Genomic DNA, 17,244 nt, shown 5'->3' with positions numbered 1-17,244 from the left:
GATCTCTGGTGAGTGACGCCCACGCGCCGTTATACTGGCGCCCTGTTTGCATCTAGTCCTGGAGAAATGAGTATGTTGCAACGCCTGTTGTTCGGTTTGATCACTGTGACCAGTTTGACCCTGGTTGGCTGCGCCCACAGCCCGCAACAACTCAGCCCGCAACCGAAGATCACCACCCCGTTGGCAGCCGTCGGCCATGGCCAGCCGGTGTCGGTGCGTGTGGTTGATGGCCGTCCGTCGCCGACCCTCGGTACCCGTGGTGGCCTGTACCCGGAAACCAGCGCTATCACGGTGACCGGTGCCGACGTGCTGCCCAAGCTGCAAGCCCAGGCCGAAGCGGCTGTGCGCCTGCTGGGGTTCACTCCGAGCAGTAATTCCCCGGGTGCCCCGCAGTTAACTGTGACCCTGGCCGAATTGAAGTATCAGTCGCCCAAAGAAGGCTTGTACGTGACTGAAGCCACCATCGGCGCAACCTTCAAGTCCGATGTGTCTGCTGGTACCCGTCGCTACAGCGGCCGCTACGCGGCGTCCCTGGATCAGCGCTTCGGCATGGCGCCGAACCAGGAAACCAACACCAAGTTGGTCGGTGATGTCCTGAGTGACGCCCTGACTCGCCTGTTCAAGGATCCGAGCATCAGCCAACTCCTCAGTTCGCAATAAACGCGGATAAAAAAACCGGGTTCAGTAATGAGCCCGGTTTTTTTGTGCCTGCAGTCTTCATGCGGCCGATTCGACATAAAAGTCCAGCACACTCACTCCAGTCAGTAAATCCAGTTCCGGAAGGTCGGCGTGCTGGTGTCCGCCGAGGGCGCAATACACCAGCCAATGGCGATCCTGGACATTGAACGCCAGGCCACCGACGAGCGCTTCTTGCTCCTCGCTTTGGGTCATCAGGTACAGGCGGTCCTGGTTTTGTGCGTGCAGCATGACAAGCTCCCGGGCTTTGGAAGGGCAACAGAGTGGCTTGTTAAGGTGACGTTCAGGTGACGGCGTAAATTACTGGCTACATTAGCCGTTAATGGGGGAGGGAGCAGTTACGTAAGCGCAGGCAGCGCATATCGGGCAGGTTTGTAACCTGTTTGATACCAAGGCCACTGTTACACCGAGGTTCATGATGTCGTTGCCACTTTCCGTGCTCGGCGTTAACGCTGCAACACTACTCAACGCATTCGCATTGCTGGCCGCTTGCCCCGGCGCCTGGCTGCTGTCCATCACGCGCCTGCGTGAACAACGGGCCCTGGCTCATTTGGCCGCACTTAGCGAAGAGCGCGCAGTTGATCAGCCAATGCTTTTCCTGGACATACGAACCCTGCGTGCCCAGCGCCTTGCTTACCGACTGGGGTTTGCCTGCCTCGGGTTGGCGCTGATAGCGTCCTGGTTCAGTACCCGCCTGTAAGAACACCACTGATCAAATGTGGGAACGTGCTTGCTCGCGAATGCGGCTACAACCGCCTTCGCGAGCAAGTCGCACCGCCGCTCCCGCATGAGTGAGTCGTTACAGTGCAATTCCTGCCTTGACCCGATACTGGTTCTTTACCGGTGTCGCATATTGCTGCACCAGATATGGCCGATGTTCCGCCGGGCAGGCATTCAGCCGCCGCTCCCATTCTGCTTTTGCCTTGGCCAACTCGTCGGCCGGGAACAGCTCGGCTGCGGTGGGCACCTGCAGTTGCGGGTCGGCGTCGCTCCACTGGGCATACGCCAGATAGTGCACGGGAAACAGGCGATACCCACCAAGAATCTGCCGGTCCATCTCAATGGCTAACAGCTTGGTATCTTCAAAGCGCTCGGTGATCGGCAGTGCGAAGTTGATGTGGACCCGGCCCTTGTAGCCGGTGATGCCCAGGGCAATGCTCACATCGTCTTCGCCGGGTGCCTTGCTGTAGGTGCCGGTAGTCGCGCGGATGTACAGCTCACGGGCCTTGGCTGCATCGCACGGATCGTATTCGTAGCTGATGGACACCGGCGTCAGGTTCAACGACTGGATGACTTCGGCAAACGCCTCGTCCTTGCGACTCATGTGGAACATCTTGAGGATCGCCGATTCAGTGCGATCATCCCCATCCTTGGCGCGACCTTCAGCCTGGGCGATCCAGATCGACTGGCTATCGTTGCGAATCGAATGGTTGATGTAGGCCGAGAGCAACTGATACGCCGCCATCTTCTCGCGCCGCCCGGTGATGGAGCGATGCACGATAAAACTTTTGTTCAAGCGCATCAGGTCGCTGACGAAGGGCTTTTGCAGCAGGTTGTCGCCAATGGCAATGCGCGGCGTCGGCAGGCCGGCGTGGTAAACCGCATAGTTGACGAAGGCTGGGTCCATCACGATGTCGCGATGGTTGGCCAGGAACAGGTAGGCCATGCCGGACTTGAGTTGTTCGACGCCGGTATAGGTCACGCCGTCGGTGGCCCGGTCAATGGTATGGTCGACGTAGAACTCGACTTTGTCTTGCAAGGTGGCCACGGTGGTGACGCCGGCAAACTCACGGCGCAGGCGGTGACTGATCAGGGGCTTGAGCAGCCAGCCAAAAGCGCCGGCAAAGCGCGGGAAGCGAAAGTGGGTCAGGATGTCCAGAAAGGCCTTGTCACTGAACAGCCTGGCCAGCACTGCCGGGACTTCGCTGTCGTTGTAAGGTCGGATGGTATCGAATTCGCCCATCATGCTCTCTTGTTAGAAACGGCTAGGGTAAGTAAAGGTTTGGATCGATAAGTGACAGGGCGCAGTCTGAGCAAATGGCATCAAACGAAAATAGCCCTGCAAATAGACCGGCGATTATACGCACAAGTCACTTGGGAGACCGCGATGGAAGAGGAGTCGTACGAATGTCCTTATTGTGGAGAGCTGGTCACGGCGTTACTGGATCTGTCCGGAGGCGATCAGCAATATATAGAAGACTGCCCGGTGTGCTGCCGGCCCATTATTTTCGACCTGCAGGTTCATGATGGCGAATGGATGCTCAACGTGCGCAGTGAGAACGAATAAAAGGTACGCCCATGCAGCGAATCTACGAGCCGGAAAATCTGATGGAAGGCGAACTGCTCCAGCACATGCTCGCCAGTGAGGGAGTCAAGGCGCACCTGGTAGGTCGCGACTTACTCGGTGGCGTGGGGGAGTTGCCGGTGTTTGGCTTGCTGGCGTTGTCGGTCGAGGACGAACACGCTGACTACGCCCGTGAGCTGATCACTGCCTACAACGGTGCGTTGCCCGTGCCTGGAGAGGAACCCGACAGCTTCCCCGACGTGCTGGTCTGTTAGGCTGTCAGCCAGTTTCTCCAAGAGTCGTGTTGCCCCATGTGTGGACGTTATGCCCTGTTTCGCTGGAACCCCTCATTTGCTGCCTTGCCGGGCTTTCCGGCGGATCAGCAGGCTCAGTGGAACATTTCTCCTAATGATTCGGTGCTGATTCAGCGCGCCACCGACGGCCAGCGCACCCTGGCGCGAGCGCGTTGGGGTCTCACGCCGCCATGGCTCACCGATTTGTCCCGTACCCCAGCCCATGCCCGGGCGGAGACCCTGGCCGAGCAGCCGATGTTTCGCGAAGCATTCCGTCAACGGCGCTGCCTGTTGCCAGCCAATGGTTTCTACGAATGGCGTGGCACCCAGCGCAAGCGGCCGTACTGGCTGACACCGGGGGAGGGTTCGACGCTGTTCTTTGCTGCGATCTGGGAGGCTTACCCGGTGCAGGAGCAGGTGTGGCTGAGTACGGCGGTGGTGACTCAGGCCGCGCAGAGTCAGCGGCGGCCCTTGATTCTCGATGCGGCCGGGCAAGAGGCGTGGCTGGATCCCGAGACGCCACTGCATACCTTGCAGGCGCTATTGGCCAGTGAGCCTGGCGCGTTGCGCGAGCGGGTGCTGGCCAACATGGTGAATGATCCGAAGCTCAACGGGCCGGAGTGTTTGACGCCGGGCTAAACCTCGAGCCGAGTTGTGGGATGTGTCCTAAATTTACGAGTTAAACGTCTGGTGTATCTAGCGCCGATACAATTGACCGCCTACGATACGCGCCATGTTTTCAGGGAGCGTGTCATGAAGAAATCATTAGCGGTATGTGCATTGGGCGCAGCGGTGCTGCTGGCCGGTTGTCAGTCGGTCAACACCACCAGCGGCGGTGCCGTGGGCGTTGAGCGCAAGCAATACATGTTCAGCATGTTGTCGAGCCAGGAAGTCGACCAAATGTACGCGCAGTCCTACCAGCAAACGTTGGGGGACGCCAGCGGCAAGGGCCTGGTGGACAAGACCAGCGCCAACGCCAAGCGCGTGCAGGCGATAGCCAATCGGCTGATTGCCCAGGCTCCGACCTTCCGTCCGGACGCGGCCCAGTGGAAGTGGGAAGTGAACCTGATCAAAAGCGATGAGATGAACGCCAACTGTGGGCCCGGCGGCAAGATCTTTGTCTACAGTGCGTTGATTGATAACCTCAAACTGACGGACGACGAACTGGCCGCGGTGATGGGTCATGAAATTGCCCACGCCTTGCGTGAGCATGGCCGCGAAGCCATGTCCAAAGCCTACGGTATCCAGATGGCCAAGCAGGGCGCCGGTGCGTTGTTCGGCCTGGGCCAGGACAGCATGGCGCTGGCCGATACCGTGGCCAACTACGGCATGACCTTGCCCAACAGCCGCAGCAATGAAAACGAAGCAGACCTGATCGGCCTGGAGTTGTCAGCGCGGGCCGGTTACAACCCGAACGCGGCGATCACCCTGTGGAACAAAATGGCCAAGGCCTCCGAAGGGGCGCCACCTGAGTTCATGAGCACCCACCCGGCCTCCGAGAGCCGGATCGCCTCGTTGCAGGCGGCGATTCCGAAGGTGATGCCGTTGTATCAGCAGGCCAGGAAGTCCTGAGTTTACTCCGGTAACCCTGGACAGCCAGGCCTGTGTGGGAGCTGGCTTGCCTGCGATAGCATCGACTCGGTATGGCTGACAGACCGAGGCGTCTACATCGCGGGCAAGCCCGGCTCCCACATGTGATCGGCCTAGATCCAGCCGCTGCTCTGCATGGCCTTGTAGACGGCAACGATTGCCAGAATGAAAAACGCCGTGGCCGCCAACCGACGAATCAACGTCAACGGCAATTTATCCGCTGCAAAATTCCCCGCCAGTACCACCGGCACGTTGGCAATCAGCATGCCCAGCGTCGTACCGATAATCACCAGCCACAGCTCCGGGTATTGCGCCGCCAGCATGACGGTGGCGATCTGCGTCTTGTCACCGATCTCCGCAAGGAAGAACGCAATCAGCGTGGTCAGGAACGGCCCGAACTTGCGAGTGGTACTGGCTTCGTCATCGTCGAGCTTGTCCGGCACCAGGGTCCACAGGGCCGTGGCGCAAAAGCTCGCGGCGAGAATCCAGTGCAGCATCGCATCTGAGAAGAAGCTGCCAAACCAGGCGCCTACGGCACCGGCGGCCGCATGGTTGGCCAGGGTCGCAGCAATGATGCCGGCAATGATCGGCCAGGGTTTGCGAAAGCGTGCAGCGAGAACGAGGGCGAGCAGTTGCGTCTTGTCGCCAATTTCGGCCAAGGCAACGATTGCGGTGGGGACGAGCAGAGAATCCAGCATCAGGTAAGTTCCAGGGGCGGGTCGACACGGCTATGACACGTACAGCCTTCCCGCCCCGGGTAAGGTGTTCGTGTCATAGGTCTTGTCAAACCCCGGTCCGTCTGTGCGGACTCCTGGGTCGCATACGCCATGGTCTGTTGACCAAGTATGTTGACGTATGCCGGACGAGCATGGCGCTCGTGGGAGACTACTCCCCTAGGACGGAGCGGATTCTGCCTAGGCAAAATCCATTCGGCAAGCCTTCTTTTTCAAAAAGCCATCAAGGGCGTTTGGCACGGTAAATACGGAAACCCTGGCCTTCAGCCTTGATTGCGCACACGCCCAAGTGCTCTTCGATCAGCGGTTGATACTTCAGGAAGCTGTTGGCTACAAGTCGTAGTTCGCCACCTTTTGCCAGATGTTTTGCCGCTTTTCGCAGCAAGTTCTCCGTGGCGTGATAATCGGTATGCACCCCGACATGGAACGGCGGATTACTCAAAATCGTGTTCAAACCCATCGGTGCGGCGTCTATGCCATCACCGGTCAATACCTCGGCTTCCAGCCCATTGGCAGCCAGCGTCAAGCGACTGCTGGCGGCTGCGAAGGCGTCCACGTCCAGCAAGGTGACCGTGTTGTGGGGGTAACGCCGTTTGACTGCCGCGCCCAGCACGCCAGCACCGCAGCCGAAGTCCAGTAAATGCCCGCTGGGCAATTTATCCAGATGCTCCAGCAGCAGTTCGGTGCCGCGATCAAGACGGCCGTGGCTGAATACGCCTGGCAGGCTCACGACCTTGAGTGGCCCGTCGGCCAGTGGCACTTCGAAAACCTCGGCCAGGCTTTCCAGCTCTACAGCTTGCGAGGCGTTCACCACGGTGACTTGCCACAGCTGGCAGTGCCGTGCGTTGTCAAGCTTGCGCGGTTTACCAAAGGGGATCAGTTGTTTGGCGGCGCTTTCGATGCCACCCTTTTTCTCCCCTACCAGATACAGCTCTTTACCGGGCAGGCGTGCGGCCACGGCATTGAGCAGGTAGTCGGCCAGGTCCTTGGACTTGGGCAGGAACACGACGGCCGAGTCGAACGAACGCTCGGGCACGTTCACGCCAAAATGGCTGCGCTCGGCGAAACGCGCGTCCAGTGCCGCCTGGTCGCCGGCATGCCAGCACCAGCCATGGGCATTGGGCAGACGGCCCAGCAGGTCGTCGGCGGGCAGGCCGACCAGCAGCAAGTCACCTTGAAAAAGTTCGGCCTGACGAAGCAGTACTTCACTGCGCGGATCCATGGTCTGCTCCTTGAAAAGGGGCGCAGTTTATCAACTGACGACGCGCTGTGGGGCGCCGCTGAAAAAGCCCCGGGCGTTTTCCGTCAGTTGGCCGACGATCCGCTGCCGGGCTTCGCGGCTGGCCCAGGCGATATGAGGTGTGACGATCAGGCGCGGGATGTCGGCGGCCAGTAATGGGTTGCCGGCGGTCGGTGGTTCAACGCTCAACACATCGGTGGCCGCGCCGCCCAAATGACCGCTGCGCAAGGCGTCGGCCAGGGCCTGTTCGTCGATCAGGCCGCCACGGGCAGTGTTGACCACAAACGCTCCAGGCTTGAGTAGCGCCAGCTCGCGGGCACCGATGAAGTGGTGTGTGTGTTCGTTGAGCGGACAGTGCAGGGTCAGCGCGTCAATCTGCGGCAGCAGTTCATTCAACGGCACTCGATCGGCGCGGGCCGGGCGTCCTGGTATCGCCCCCAGCACAACGCGCATGCCAAAGGCTTCGGCCAGGCGTGCCACCGCGCCGCCCAATTCGCCATGCCCCAGCAGGCCGAGGGTTTTGCCTTCCAGTTCGACGATGGGGTAGTCCAGCAGGCAGAACTGCTTGGCCTGCTGCCAACGTCCGGTATCAACATCCCGTTGATAGTCCTTCAAGCGCGTCGCCAGATTGAGCAGCAGCATGAGGGTGTGCTGGGCCACCGACGGTGTGCCGTAACCCTGGCAATTGCTCACGGTAATGCCCTGGGCGCGGGCGGCAGCCAGGTCGACGTTGTTGGTGCCGGTGGCGGCGATCAGGATCAGCTTCAACTCGGGGCAGGCCGCCAGGGTTTCGGCGTTGAGCAGGATCTTGTTACTGATCGCTACTTGAGCGCCTTGCAGGCGTTCGACCACGTTTTGCGGGGTGGTTTGCTCCCACAACTGCAAGTCGCTGAAATGCTCCCGCAACCCGCTCAGGTCGAGGTCTCCCAGGTCCAGGGAAGGGTGATCGAGGAAGACGGCGCGGCGATTGTTCGTCATCAACTGTACCTTTTGCGACAGGGTTCGAAGGCGTAATCTGCCGAGCCTATCAGATGAAATAATCAGTAGAGTGTGATCGGTGTAAAGCTGGCGTTCACCAGCATGAAATAACCTGGATGCTGGCGCAAAGCTAGCATCCGTCGGGGGCTGCAAATCATTCCTTTGGCTGATTTGGCTGGCGCGCAAGGGCTCTAAAGTGCAAATCTTTCAGCCAGACCGTGCAGACAGATAAGGGATTAGTATGTTGCAGACTCGTGTTATCCCGCCCGCCGAAGGCGCCTACCAGTACCCGTTGTTGATCAAACGCCTGTTGATGTCCGGTACCCGCTATGAGAAGACCCGGGAAATCGTCTACCGCGACAAACTGCGTTACACCTATCCCACCCTGATCGAGCGCGTTGCCCGCTTGGCCAACGTGCTGACGGCTGCCGGGGTCAAGGCCGGTGACACCGTCGCGGTCATGGACTGGGACAGTCACCGTTACCTGGAATGCATGTTCGCCATCCCGATGATCGGCGCGGTGATCCACACCATCAATGTGCGCCTGTCGCCGGAACAGATTCTCTACACCATGAACCACGCCGAGGACCGCTTCGTGCTGGTCAACAGTGAGTTTGTGGGGCTGTATCAAGCCATCGCCGGGCACCTGACCACCGTCGACAAAACCCTGTTGTTGACCGACGCAGAGGAAAAAACTGCCGAGCTGCCGAACCTGGTAGGCGAGTACGAAAGTCTGCTGGCAGCGGCCAGTCCCAAATATGACTTCCAGGATTTTAATGAACACTCGGTGGCCACCACCTTCTACACCACCGGCACCACCGGCAATCCCAAGGGCGTGTACTTCACCCATCGCCAGTTGGTACTGCACACCATCGGCGTGGCGACCATCATGGGCAGTGTCGACAGCGTGCGACTGCTGGGCACCAATGACGTCTACATGCCCATCACGCCGATGTTCCATGTGCACGCCTGGGGCCTCCCGTATGTCGCCACGATGCTTGGCCTGAAACAGGTCTACCCCGGCCGTTACGATCCCGAGTACCTGGTGGAGTTGTGGCGCAAGGAGAACGTCACGTTCTCTCACTGCGTGCCGACCATCCTGCAAATGGTGCTCAACGCCAAGGCCGGCCAGGGTGTGGATTTTGGCGGCTGGAAAATTGTCATTGGCGGCAGCGCCCTCAACCGGTCGCTGTATGAGGCGTCCAAGGCACGAGGCATTCAACTGACCGCTGCCTACGGCATGTCCGAGACCGGCCCGTTGGTATCCTGTGCCCACCTCAACGAAGAGTTGATGGCCGGCAGCGAAGACGAACGCACCACTTACCGCATCAAGGCCGGTGTGCCCGGGCCGTTGGTGGAAGCGGCGATCATCGACGCTGACGGTAATTTCCTGCCCGCCGACGGTGAATCCCAGGGCGAACTGGTGCTGCGCGCGCCGTGGCTCAGCGAAGGTTATTTCAACGAGCCGCAAAAGGGCGCCGAGCTGTGGGCCGGTGGCTGGATGCACACCGGTGATGTGGCAACGCTCGATGCCTTTGGCGTGATCGACATTCGCGACCGCATCAAGGACGTGATCAAGACGGGCGGCGAGTGGATCTCCTCCCTGGCCCTCGAAGACTTGATCAGCCGGCATCCGGCGGTACGCGAAGTAGCGGTGGTGGGGGTTGCTGATCCGCAGTGGGGCGAGCGCCCGTTTGCCTTGCTGGTGGTGCGTGATGGCCATGTGATAGGGGCCAGGGAACTCAAAGAGCACCTCAAGCCGTTTGTCGAGCTGGGCCATCTGAGCAAGTGGGCGATTCCGAGCCAGATTGCCATTGTTACGGAAATTCCCAAGACCAGTGTCGGAAAACTCGACAAAAAACGTATCCGTGTCGACATCATTGAATGGCAGGCCAACAGCAGCACCTTCCTTTCTACCCTCTGAGGCATTTCGCCGTGCCTTCACGGGCACGGCGGCGCTCTAACACAAGCCTTCAGCTTGTTTATTCGAATTTTTCAGCCATCCTTGCCGCGTCGGCGTGCGCGGGCATGGCGAAACGACTGTGGCAGACGGGTTGGTGATGCAAATCACACTTTAGAGGGATCAAGCGGTACCCCCTGCTGGCTATAGTCCATCCCAGAGCTTTCACGGATGCGGTGCGGCGGACCTGCGCAGGTTCGGTTGTCGCCCGGCTTTGGAATCGTTGTATTCCCGCCGTTACAAGCGCCCAGGAAAAAGCTCACTGCCATAACAATAATGCACATGGAGTAGCGTCGATGACCTCAGTAAACCAGTTCTGGCGCCGGGCGAAACTGCCCCTGGCCGTCGGTCTTGCTTCTACGCTCGCCGGGCCGGCATTCGGCGTCAGTTTTAACATTGGTGAAATCGAAGGCAGCTTCGATTCGTCCCTGTCGCTGGGAGCCAGCTGGTCCACTCAGAATCCCAACAAGGACCTGATCGGTGCCAACAACGGCGGCAAAGGGTTGTCGCAGACTTCCGATGACGGCCACTTGAACTTCAAGGCCGGGCAGACCTTTTCAAAGATCTTCAAGGGCATTCACGATCTTGAACTGAAGTACGGCGATACCGGCGTGTTTGTGCGTGGCAAGTACTGGTACGACTTCAAGTTGCAAGACGAAGACCTGGACTTCAAGAACGTCAGCAACAGCAACCGCAAAGAGGGCGCCAAGTCCTCCGGCGGGCAGATTCTCGATGCCTTCGTTTATCACAACTACTCCATTGCCGATCAGCCGGGTAACGTGCGGTTCGGTAAGCAAGTGGTGAGCTGGGGTGAAAGTACCTTCATTGGTGGCGGCATCAACTCCATCAACCCGATCGACGTGTCCGCGTTCCGTCGTCCGGGGGCTGAAATCAAGGAAGGCTTGATTCCGGTCAACATGTTCTATGTGTCGCAGACTCTGACCGATAACTTGTCGGCAGAAGCGTTTTACCAGTTGGAGTGGGACCAGACCGTGGTGGATAACTGCGGTACGTTCTTCTCCCAACCTGATGTTATTGCCGATGGTTGCAGCAACAACCTGCGGGTCCTGAACAAACGCTCGACCATTCCCGGTGCTGCAATGCCGACCCTCAACGCCCTGGGTGTGGACGTGAACAACGAAGGGGTTCTGGTGCGTCGTGGCCCGGACCGCGATGCGCGGGACAGCGGCCAGTTCGGCGTGGCCATGCACTACAACTTCGAACCGCTGGATACCGAATTCGGCGCGTACTTCATGAACTACCACAGCCGTGCACCGATCTTCAGTGCCCAAGGCGCACCTAACTCGGCTTACACCCGGCCTCTGGGGCCTTTGGCTGCACTGCGGCCGTTGATCGTGGCGGGCAGCTCCAACTACTTCGTCGAGTATCCGGAAGATATTCGCCTCTACGGCTTGAGCTTCTCCACCACGCTGCCTACCGGCACCGCCTGGAGTGGCGAGTTGAGCTATCGGCCAAACGCGCCGGTACAGCTGAGCACCACCGACATCCTCTATGCGGGCGTCACGCCGATTCCGGGGTATGGCAACGCCTCGGTGTTGAAAGGCTCTCCAGGCCAGGATCTGCATGGCTACAACCGCAAGGAAATCACCCAGTTCCAGACGACGTTCACGCATTTCTTTGATCAGGTCATGGGTGCGAGCCGCCTGACCACGGTCGGTGAAATTGGGATTACCCACGTCGGCGGGCTGGAAAGCAAAAACGAGGCGCGTTATGGCCGTGACCCGGTCTTCGGCCCTGGCACGCTGCCGGGTGGGTTCTGTGCCGCTCTCAACAATTCGACAGGCACGGGTGCCGGTCTGCCCAACGCTGCTGGCCTGAACACCAACTGCAACAACGACGGTTACACCACCGCAACCTCCTGGGGCTATCGCGCCAGGGCGATCTGGGAATACCCGGATGTGTTTGCCGGCGTCAACCTCAAGCCTAACGTGGCGTGGTCCCATGACGTGAAGGGTTACTCGCCAGGCCCTGGCGGCAACTTCGAAGAAGGCCGCAAGGCGGTCAGCCTGGGTGTGGATGCCGAATACCAGAACACCTACACCGCCAGCCTGAACTACACCAACTTCTTTGGTGGCAAATTCAGCACAGTGGATGACCGCGATTTCGTAGCCCTTAGTGTCGGCGTGAACTTCTAAGCACATGCATTTCAGGAAGACCAGAATATGAAAATAACTAAAAGTCTGTTGCACGTGGGTGTGCTTGGACTGTCGATCATGGCCTCCAGCGTTGTTATGGCGGCCGTGTCGGCGGATGAAGCGTCAAAGCTGGGCACGACCCTGACCCCGATGGGCGCGGAAATGGCCGGTAACGCGGCTGGCACCATCCCTAAATGGTCACCGCTGCCAACCAATGCCGGTGCCGTGGATGCGCGGGGTTTCCTGGCTAACCCTTATGCCAGTGAGCAGCCACAGTTCATCATCACCGCGCAGAACGTCGAGCAGTACAAAGACAAGTTGGCCCCGGGGCAGTACGCGATGTTCAAGCGCTACCCGGACACCTTCAAGATGCCGGTCTATCCGACCCATCGCGGCGCCACCGTGCCGGCTGAAGTATTTGCCGCCATCAAGAGAAACGCCACCAGCACCAACCTGGTGTCCGGCGGCAACGGTCTGGAAAACTTCGAAACCGCTATTCCATTCCCGATTCCGAAAAGTGGTGTCGAAGTCATCTGGAACCACATCACCCGTTATCGCGGTGGCAGCGTGACCCGTCTGGTGACCCAGGCCACGCCGCAAACCAACGGCTCGTTCAGCCTGGTGTATTTCCGCGATCAGTTCGTGTTCCGCGACAAGATGAAGGACTACGATCCGAAAAACCCGGGCAACATCCTGTTCTACTTCAAGCAGCAAGTGACCGCGCCGGCACGTCTGGCCGGTGGTGTGCTGCTGGTGCATGAAACCCTGGACCAGGTGAAGGAACCGCGTTCGGCGTGGGTCTACAACGCCGGCCAGCGTCGTGTCCGCCGGGCGCCGCAAGTGTCCTATGACGGTCCGGGTACTGCTGCCGATGGTTTGCGTACCTCCGACAACCTCGACATGTACAACGGCGCACCGGATCGTTACGACTGGAAACTGGAAGGCAAGAAAGAAATCTACATTGCCGAGAACAGCTACAAGCTCGACGATCCGAAGCTCAAGTACGTCGAGATCATCAAGGCTGGCCATATCAACCAGGACCTGGCTCGCTACGAGCTGCGTCGGGTCTGGCATGTGGTCGCGACCTTGAAGGAAGGCCAGCGTCACATCTACGCCAAGCGTGACTTCTACATCGATGAAGACACCTGGCAAGCAGCGGTCATTGACCACTACGACGGTCGCGGCCAACTGTGGCGCGTGGCGGAAGCGCATGCCGAGAACTACTACGACAAGCAAGTGCCATGGTACGCCCTGGAAACCCTCTACGACTTGCAGTCCGGCCGCTACTTGGCGCTGGGCATGAAGAATGAAGAGAAGCAGGCCTATGACTTCGGTTTCACCGCCACCACCAGCGACTTTACCCCGGCCGCCTTGCGTCAGGATGGGGTTCGCTAACCTGCTGTAACAGAGGCCGCATCCTCGGGTGTGGGAACTGGCTTGTCGGGTCGCCGCATCGCTGCGATAGCATCACCTCGGTGTATCTGACACACCGAGGTGCCTGTATCGCGGGCAAGCCCGGCTCCCACATTTTATTTGTGGTTTTTGAAATGCTGAGCCCAGCCGAGTAATGGAAACGCCCTGTTAATTTTTGTTGTAGTCTTTTTCAGACAATTGTTGCAAAGATCTACAAAGCTGCCGCTTTTACCGCTAGTCTGCGGACATCTGCAATGCCGACAACAGCCTTCTACAAGAGCCCGGCGATGACTGATCTGTCCCGAATCCAAGGGCCTGCCAGTGCGGTGATCCCCACCCTGGAAGGTCGCTTCTATCGACCCCCGTTGCCTGACGGCCATGTGTTGCGACCACGCCTGTGCGAACGCCTGAGCGATGGGTTGGGCGGGCGTTTGTTGCTGGTCAGTGCGCCGGCGGGCTTCGGCAAGAGCTCGTTAGCGGTGGAGTTCTGCCAAGGCCTGCCGGCCCATTGGCAAAGTTTGTGGTTGGGTTTGAGCCCCAGGGATAACGATCCTGGGCGTTTTCTCGAGCGCCTGCTTGATGGCCTGCAGCAATATTTCCCTCAGTTGGGTGCCCAGTCATTGGGCCTCCTGAAAATGCGTCAGCGGCATCAGCCGTTCGCCTTTGAAGAGTGGCTTGACGGGCTGCTTGATGAATTGACGGTGCACCTGTCCACCCGCGCGCCCTTGCTGCTGGTGCTGGATGACTACCATCTGGCCCAGGGCCCGGTACTCGACCGATGCCTGCAGTTTTTCCTCAATCACCTGCCTGATGGGCTACTGGTAATGGTGACCAGCCGCCAGCGCCCCGACTGGCATCTGGCACGGTTACGACTGTCCCGGCACTTGCTGGAACTGCATGAGCAGGACCTGCGCCTGACCAACGATGAATCCCTGGCGTTGCTCGATCGCCACAGCAGTTCATTGCGCGGCGAAGCCCTGGATAACCTTATCCGCCGCAGCGAAGGCTGGGTTGCCGGCCTGCGTTTCTGGTTGTTGGCCGCCTCTGAAGCCGGCAACGACGGCGCCTTGCCTCAGGGGGTGCACGGTGGAGAGGGGCTGATCCGTGATTACCTGCTCGAAGAGGTGATCGATTGCCTGCCTGCGGAGGTGCAGTCATTCCTCTACGACACCGCGCCTCAGGAGCGCTTTTGCAGCGAACTGTGCGACGCCGTGCGTGAGGCTCACGACAGCGCGGAGATCTTGCGTTACCTGCAAGCTCACCAAGTTTTTCTGGTGCCGCTGGACGAGCAGGGCCGCTGGTTTCGCTATCACCATTTGTTTTCCGACTTGCTGCGTACCCGGCGCGCTGCCAGTGCGATGCTGCCCATTGCCAGTCTGCATCTGCGGGCTTGTCGTTGGTTCAATGCACAGGGGCTGATCGATGAGGCGGTGGAGCAGGCGTTGCGTGCAGGCCATTTGGATGTGGCGGCGAACCTGGTGCAAAACCTTTCGGAAGAGCAACTGTTGGCCGAGCAAAACGTCGGCATGCTCCTGCGCTGGAAGATGGATTTGCCCGACAGCCTATTGATCAGTACGCCGCGCTTGATCGTGCTCTACAGCTGGGCTCTGGGCTTGGCCTGCCAGCTGGATGCGGCGGAAGAGTTATCCAGTCACCTCAGCCGTTTCCTTCCGGCCCCGTCGGCTACCGCCCAGAAGTCGATGCTGGCCCAGTGGCTGGCCCTTAGCGGGATTATTGCCCGCGGGCGCGGCAACCGTGAGTTGACCCAGCTGTATTGCACCGAGGCCTTGGAGAGCCTGCCGCAGAAACGTTATGGGCAACGGCTGATGTGCTTGTCCACACTGTCCAATCTGGCCATTGTTGATGCCGACCTGTGGCGTGCCCGTGGTTTGAACCGCGATTCGCTGGAGTTGGCGCAAAGGGTCGGCAATCCGCTGTTCGAGGCCCTGGCCCATTACGACCGTGCGCGGGTGTTGCAGGCGCGGGGTGAAATCCTGCGTTCCCTGGACGAAGTCCGTCAGGGTTTGCAGCGTTTGCACGGGTTGGCGCCTCAACGGTTGTACGCGGTGCGTGCCCGCCTGGCGTTGTATGAAGGCTACTTGCTGCTGGTGCGCTGTCAGCCAGAGGCCGGTATTGCCCGCTTGCGCGCCGGTTTGAGCGAGGCCCGTGCCTGTCGGGATATTAGCGTCTTGATCGGTCATTGCGTGATCGCTAACTTTGAAGGCCGCCGCGGGGATTTCCCTCTGGCGTTTGCCGAATTGGCTGAAGCCGAACGATTGATGCACATCTGGGACGTGCCACCGATTTACTACCTGGCGATGATTACCCTGATCAAATGCGAACTGTGGTTGGCTCAGGGGCGTACCGACCTGGCCGACGCCTGGCTGACGCGACTGGGGCAAACCTATAACGGTGAACAGGCGGCGGCTGCGCCGGAGTTTCACCCACACCTGCCGCAACATATCGAACTGCAACAGGCCGCGCTGGATGCCATTCGTCATCAACCTTTTGCCGCGCTGCAACGACTCGAGGCGCTGGCGCGACAGGCCCACAACAATGGGCGGCAGATGATCGGCCTGATGGCATTGACCCAGCAGACGCAGCTGTTGCTGGAGGGTGGCCAGGAACCTCAGGCACGCCAGGCATTTGCCCAGGCACTTGAAGCCGCTGCGGGTGGGGCGTTGCAGCCGTTTGAACGCCTACTGGAACGTTATCCCGACTGGACGCGGGAACAGCTGGGTCGCGACGCCGGCCTACTGAACCAAAACCTGCTGGCACTCTTGCCGGCCATGGCGTGTGTCGAGACTGCGCCTACCCATGAAGCCTTGAGCGTGCGGGAACTGGCGGTGCTGCATCTGATTGCCCAGGGCTGCTCGAACCAGGAAATCAGCAACCAGTTGTTTATCTCGCTGCACACGGTCAAGACTCACGCCAGCCATATCAACGGCAAGCTTGGGGTGGAACGTCGCACCCAGGCGGTAGCCCGGGCGCAGGAGATGGGATTGTTGGGGTAGGCTTCGGGCATAATTGGCATCATCACAGAATACCGAGCCAGCCCGATGTCCCAGCCTCCCGTCCTGATTCGCGAAACCTTCCCTGTCGGCCCTTTGCAGTGCAACTGCACCATCATTGGTGACCCCATCAGCAAGAAAGCCATTGTGGTCGATCCAGGCGGCAATCATGAGCTGATCCTGGCGCGGCTGGATGCGCTGGGCTTGAAAGTGGTGAGCATCATTCACACCCATGCCCATCTCGATCACTTCCTGGCTTCCGGCCAGTTAAAGGAAAAGACCGGCGCCACGTTGCACTTGCACAAGGAGGATCAATTTCTCTGGGACAACCTGGAAATGCAGTGCCAGATGTTCCGTGTGCCGTACACACCGGTGCCGTCGCCGGATCGCTGGTTGGAGGATGAGGAAGAACTCGCCTGTGGCTGCGGGGTGGCCTTGCACACACCGGGACACACACCGGGGTCGATGAGTTTCTGGTTTGCCGACGCCAAATTGCTGATTGCCGGAGACACGTTGTTCCGCCGTGGGGTGGGGCGTACCGATTTATGGGGTGGGGACCAGGCGACCATTGTGCGTTCGATCAAGCAGCGGCTGTACACGCTGGATGAGGGCGCGACGGTGGTGACCGGCCACGGTCCGGATACGCGGTTAGGAGATGAGATGCGTGAGAACCCCTTCGTCAGGGCTTGAGGAGCAGGTGGGTATTTTTCCTGACACCAAGTGACGACCATCTGGCGATATTTATAGCAAAAATGACAATTCCCATTCAGGAGGCGTCTGCTAGGGTTTCACCATGTTCATCTGTTGTAACGCTGTTGAATCAGTTTTATGTGGGCCTGGTCGGGGACGGAATTTTTACCGTTTGTCGTGTTCCAACGTCGGCACAGGT

16 protein-coding genes and 1 riboswitch are annotated in these 17,244 nt (G+C 59.5%); of the genes, 11 read left to right on the top strand and 5 right to left on the bottom strand.

The features are described 5' to 3' along the window. Window positions 1-72: 72 nt before the first annotated feature. Window positions 73-660: a YajG family lipoprotein gene (locus GNF76_RS12575; protein WP_155583476.1), complete on the top strand. Its 588-nt coding sequence runs from the start codon at window positions 73-75 to the stop codon at window positions 658-660. Window positions 661-717: 57 nt separating this feature from the next. Here the strand turns inward: GNF76_RS12575 and GNF76_RS12570 are convergent, their stop codons facing one another. Further along, the gene (locus GNF76_RS12570) at window positions 718-927 is read right to left on the bottom strand and encodes a hypothetical protein (protein ID WP_155583475.1); all 210 of its coding nucleotides are present in this window, start codon (window positions 925-927) and stop codon (window positions 718-720) included. 184 nt (window positions 928-1,111) lie between these two features. Here GNF76_RS12570 and GNF76_RS12565 point away from each other — a divergent pair, with 184 nt between their 5' ends. Further along, window positions 1,112-1,396, top strand: coding sequence for a hypothetical protein (locus GNF76_RS12565; protein ID WP_155583474.1), 285 nt, complete (start codon window positions 1,112-1,114; stop codon window positions 1,394-1,396). A 99-nt stretch (window positions 1,397-1,495) separates the two neighbouring features. On the opposite strand, the gene GNF76_RS12560 is transcribed toward GNF76_RS12565, so the two are convergent. Beyond that, window positions 1,496-2,662: a 1-acyl-sn-glycerol-3-phosphate acyltransferase gene (locus GNF76_RS12560; RefSeq protein WP_155583473.1), complete on the bottom strand. Its 1,167-nt coding sequence runs from the start codon at window positions 2,660-2,662 to the stop codon at window positions 1,496-1,498. Window positions 2,663-2,803: 141 nt separating this feature from the next. Here GNF76_RS12560 and GNF76_RS12555 point away from each other — a divergent pair, with 141 nt between their 5' ends. The 4 genes from GNF76_RS12555 to GNF76_RS12540 all read left to right on the top strand — a co-directional run bounded on the left by GNF76_RS12555 (window position 2,804) and on the right by GNF76_RS12540 (window position 4,845). Beyond that, window positions 2,804-2,983: a CPXCG motif-containing cysteine-rich protein gene (locus GNF76_RS12555; protein ID WP_155583472.1), complete on the top strand. Its 180-nt coding sequence runs from the start codon at window positions 2,804-2,806 to the stop codon at window positions 2,981-2,983. Window positions 2,984-2,994: 11 nt separating this feature from the next. Then, window positions 2,995-3,255 (top strand): putative signal transducing protein, encoded by a 261-nt coding sequence (locus GNF76_RS12550; protein ID WP_155583471.1) that lies wholly within the window; start codon window positions 2,995-2,997, stop codon window positions 3,253-3,255. Window positions 3,256-3,291: 36 nt separating this feature from the next. Continuing rightward, on the top strand, window positions 3,292-3,912 hold the full coding sequence (locus tag GNF76_RS12545) for an SOS response-associated peptidase (RefSeq protein WP_155583470.1): 621 nt from the start codon (window positions 3,292-3,294) through the stop codon (window positions 3,910-3,912). Window positions 3,913-4,026: 114 nt separating this feature from the next. Continuing rightward, window positions 4,027-4,845 (top strand): M48 family metallopeptidase, encoded by an 819-nt coding sequence (locus tag GNF76_RS12540; RefSeq protein WP_155583469.1) that lies wholly within the window; start codon window positions 4,027-4,029, stop codon window positions 4,843-4,845. Between the two features lie 131 nt (window positions 4,846-4,976). Here the strand turns inward: GNF76_RS12540 and GNF76_RS12535 are convergent, their stop codons facing one another. From GNF76_RS12535 to GNF76_RS12525, 3 genes are all read right to left on the bottom strand, one after another. Further along, on the bottom strand, window positions 4,977-5,561 hold the full coding sequence (locus GNF76_RS12535; RefSeq protein ID WP_155583468.1) for a TMEM165/GDT1 family protein: 585 nt from the start codon (window positions 5,559-5,561) through the stop codon (window positions 4,977-4,979). An 87-nt stretch (window positions 5,562-5,648) separates the two neighbouring features. After that, window positions 5,649-5,770, bottom strand: a riboswitch (yybP-ykoY riboswitch). Window positions 5,771-5,820: 50 nt separating this feature from the next. Continuing rightward, a complete protein-coding gene (locus GNF76_RS12530; protein WP_155583467.1) occupies window positions 5,821-6,819 on the bottom strand; it encodes a methyltransferase in 999 nt (332 codons plus the stop codon). A gap of 30 nt (window positions 6,820-6,849) precedes the next feature. Continuing rightward, entirely contained in the window at window positions 6,850-7,815 is a 966-nt protein-coding gene (locus GNF76_RS12525) for a 2-hydroxyacid dehydrogenase (RefSeq protein WP_155583466.1), read from the bottom strand. Window positions 7,816-8,056: 241 nt separating this feature from the next. Here GNF76_RS12525 and GNF76_RS12520 point away from each other — a divergent pair, with 241 nt between their 5' ends. The 5 genes from GNF76_RS12520 to GNF76_RS12500 all read left to right on the top strand — a co-directional run bounded on the left by GNF76_RS12520 (window position 8,057) and on the right by GNF76_RS12500 (window position 17,045). After that, window positions 8,057-9,739 (top strand): fatty acid--CoA ligase, encoded by a 1,683-nt coding sequence (locus GNF76_RS12520; protein ID WP_155583465.1) that lies wholly within the window; start codon window positions 8,057-8,059, stop codon window positions 9,737-9,739. A 332-nt stretch (window positions 9,740-10,071) separates the two neighbouring features. Next, on the top strand, window positions 10,072-11,931 hold the full coding sequence (locus GNF76_RS12515; protein WP_155583464.1) for a DUF1302 domain-containing protein: 1,860 nt from the start codon (window positions 10,072-10,074) through the stop codon (window positions 11,929-11,931). Window positions 11,932-11,958: 27 nt separating this feature from the next. Continuing rightward, the gene (locus GNF76_RS12510; RefSeq protein ID WP_155583463.1) at window positions 11,959-13,326 is read left to right on the top strand and encodes a DUF1329 domain-containing protein; all 1,368 of its coding nucleotides are present in this window, start codon (window positions 11,959-11,961) and stop codon (window positions 13,324-13,326) included. A 305-nt stretch (window positions 13,327-13,631) separates the two neighbouring features. Continuing rightward, the gene (locus tag GNF76_RS12505) at window positions 13,632-16,358 is read left to right on the top strand and encodes a winged helix-turn-helix domain-containing protein (protein WP_155583462.1); all 2,727 of its coding nucleotides are present in this window, start codon (window positions 13,632-13,634) and stop codon (window positions 16,356-16,358) included. A gap of 45 nt (window positions 16,359-16,403) precedes the next feature. Further along, window positions 16,404-17,045, top strand: a complete 642-nt coding sequence (locus GNF76_RS12500; protein ID WP_155583461.1) for an MBL fold metallo-hydrolase — start codon at window positions 16,404-16,406, stop codon at window positions 17,043-17,045. Window positions 17,046-17,244 lie beyond the last annotated feature (199 nt).

The sequence above is a fragment of the Pseudomonas spelaei genome (assembly GCF_009724245.1).
Lineage (GTDB): Bacteria > Pseudomonadota > Gammaproteobacteria > Pseudomonadales > Pseudomonadaceae > Aquipseudomonas > Aquipseudomonas spelaei.
Note: the sequence above shows the minus strand (reverse complement) of the source record. Positions and strands in the feature narration are given on the sequence as shown.

Excerpts from the sequence above, each read along its gene's own strand:
- GNF76_RS12575 (WP_155583476.1), top strand. The coding sequence starts at position 73 with ATGTTGCAACGCCTGTTGTTCGGTTTGATCACTGTGACCAGTTTGACC.
- GNF76_RS12570 (WP_155583475.1), bottom strand. The coding sequence starts at position 927 with ATGCTGCACGCACAAAACCAGGACCGCCTGTACCTGATGACCCAAAGC.
- GNF76_RS12565 (WP_155583474.1), top strand. The coding sequence starts at position 1,112 with ATGATGTCGTTGCCACTTTCCGTGCTCGGCGTTAACGCTGCAACACTA.
- GNF76_RS12560 (WP_155583473.1), bottom strand. The coding sequence starts at position 2,662 with ATGATGGGCGAATTCGATACCATCCGACCTTACAACGACAGCGAAGTC.
- GNF76_RS12555 (WP_155583472.1), top strand. The coding sequence starts at position 2,804 with ATGGAAGAGGAGTCGTACGAATGTCCTTATTGTGGAGAGCTGGTCACG.
- GNF76_RS12550 (WP_155583471.1), top strand. The coding sequence starts at position 2,995 with ATGCAGCGAATCTACGAGCCGGAAAATCTGATGGAAGGCGAACTGCTC.
- GNF76_RS12545 (WP_155583470.1), top strand. The coding sequence starts at position 3,292 with ATGTGTGGACGTTATGCCCTGTTTCGCTGGAACCCCTCATTTGCTGCC.
- GNF76_RS12540 (WP_155583469.1), top strand. The coding sequence starts at position 4,027 with ATGAAGAAATCATTAGCGGTATGTGCATTGGGCGCAGCGGTGCTGCTG.
- GNF76_RS12535 (WP_155583468.1), bottom strand. The coding sequence starts at position 5,561 with ATGCTGGATTCTCTGCTCGTCCCCACCGCAATCGTTGCCTTGGCCGAA.
- GNF76_RS12530 (WP_155583467.1), bottom strand. The coding sequence starts at position 6,819 with ATGGATCCGCGCAGTGAAGTACTGCTTCGTCAGGCCGAACTTTTTCAA.
- GNF76_RS12525 (WP_155583466.1), bottom strand. The coding sequence starts at position 7,815 with ATGACGAACAATCGCCGCGCCGTCTTCCTCGATCACCCTTCCCTGGAC.
- GNF76_RS12520 (WP_155583465.1), top strand. The coding sequence starts at position 8,057 with ATGTTGCAGACTCGTGTTATCCCGCCCGCCGAAGGCGCCTACCAGTAC.
- GNF76_RS12515 (WP_155583464.1), top strand. The coding sequence starts at position 10,072 with ATGACCTCAGTAAACCAGTTCTGGCGCCGGGCGAAACTGCCCCTGGCC.
- GNF76_RS12510 (WP_155583463.1), top strand. The coding sequence starts at position 11,959 with ATGAAAATAACTAAAAGTCTGTTGCACGTGGGTGTGCTTGGACTGTCG.
- GNF76_RS12505 (WP_155583462.1), top strand. The coding sequence starts at position 13,632 with ATGACTGATCTGTCCCGAATCCAAGGGCCTGCCAGTGCGGTGATCCCC.
- GNF76_RS12500 (WP_155583461.1), top strand. The coding sequence starts at position 16,404 with ATGTCCCAGCCTCCCGTCCTGATTCGCGAAACCTTCCCTGTCGGCCCT.